The 977-nt window shown below is 53.6% G+C and carries 1 protein-coding gene; it reads right to left on the bottom strand.

From position 1 onward, the window contains the following. The coding region (locus B4F73_RS07770) for a TonB-dependent receptor plug domain-containing protein (RefSeq protein ID WP_290482930.1) at positions 1-977 on the bottom strand (977 nt) is incomplete at both ends.

The following is a 977-nucleotide window of genomic DNA, read 5'->3' as shown; positions in this document are numbered from 1 at the left end:
AAGCTTGAAATCCCCTGACCCGCAGCAATGGCTTGAATATCCTCCGGCAAATCCGACAGGCGGGGGATCTGACAGATACGGGCATCAATCTCGTTATTCTTGAGCTGAGGGTCCTGATAGTGCGCCTCGATATTCAGCTTGAGCTTGTCATTGAAGCGATGCTTGAATTCGCCGGTGTAAATCGGGAACTCTGTGAAGTTCGGCTGAAATATAGTGCTTTGCGGGAAGGAGTCTCTGAAATCGATCGTCGTGTACGAAGCACCAAGCAGAAGCTCTGTCTCAGGTGCAATATCCCACAAATATTTGATCCCCAGACTATTGAAGCTGTATGGGAATTCGTGACGTCCGCCGAGCGCAAGCACATTGTCGCCATAGGCCTCCTCGTCGAAGAGTTCGTGCGCATCCGTCTCGTAGGAGCGGCCATAGACCAGCACGGAGTGTTTGCCGGCCTTGTCCAGAGGGAACGACATATTGCCATAATACTCGCGGGTTTTGAATGAACCGGCATAGACGCCGAATTCGCCTTTCTGAGTGCCGTCTGGGCGTTTCGTTTTCACGCTCACAACGCCCAGGCCGCCATTGGATCCGAAATAGAGGCTGTTGCCACCACGATAGACTTCAACACCGTCGATCATGCGCGGATCAATGGCTGTCGCGGGCCACAGATCTTCCAATGGAGACGAGCGATCAAAGAATGGGACGCCATCGACCAGCAACAAGGTATCGCGATCAGTGCCGCCATCAATGCGAATGGTGAACTCGCCTTCGTCCGGCGAATAGCCAATGTTCGCACCGCGGATCAGGCCTGAGGCCAATTCGCCAAAATTCGTGAACCCGCCCGTTTCAATTTCTTCCGAACTGATCAACTGAACTTGTGTGCCGTATTCAGCGAAGTCCACAGCGATGTCGGATGCGGACGCATCGACAGTCTGGCCTTCGACGCGAATAGTCTCAAGGCGGCGGGAATCTTCCTTGCT

The organism is Hyphomonas sp. UBA3601 (assembly GCF_002375605.1).
Lineage (GTDB): Bacteria > Pseudomonadota > Alphaproteobacteria > Caulobacterales > Hyphomonadaceae > Hyphomonas.
The sequence above is the reverse complement of the archived record's forward strand: the minus strand, read 5'-3'. Positions and strand labels throughout refer to the sequence as shown.